Source organism: Pseudomonas sp. SIMBA_068 (assembly GCF_046534705.1).
GTDB classification, from domain to species: domain Bacteria; phylum Pseudomonadota; class Gammaproteobacteria; order Pseudomonadales; family Pseudomonadaceae; genus Aquipseudomonas; species Aquipseudomonas putida.
The window spans coordinates 1-257 of the sequence record NZ_JAWRYI010000956.1; the positions used below are offsets into that span (position 1 = coordinate 1).

The following is a 257-nucleotide window of genomic DNA, read 5'->3' on the forward strand; positions in this document are numbered from 1 at the left end:
AAGCCAGTTAAAAAAAATAAATTGCTGCAGAGCATTGAACGAGTAACACACCGTTTTGCTTACTTATCGTATCAAACAACATTTGAATCTACACCGTCTAAAATTCATTTACAAAATGATAAAGGCGCGCACCTTTTTGGGTCTATTAGCTTGGGAAACGGTGGTGACTTTTTTATGCCCATTAACGATGAGTGCAGTGCATTTGTGCTTGGCGATATGATGGGGCATGGTTTGCAAGCGCTTAAAGAAAGTTTTGC

At 39.3% G+C, this 257-nt stretch carries 1 protein-coding gene; it reads left to right on the forward strand.

What is annotated here, in order from left to right:
- Positions 1–257: hypothetical protein (locus SB756_RS32250; protein ID WP_410913523.1), on the forward strand; the 257-nt coding region annotated here is incomplete at both ends.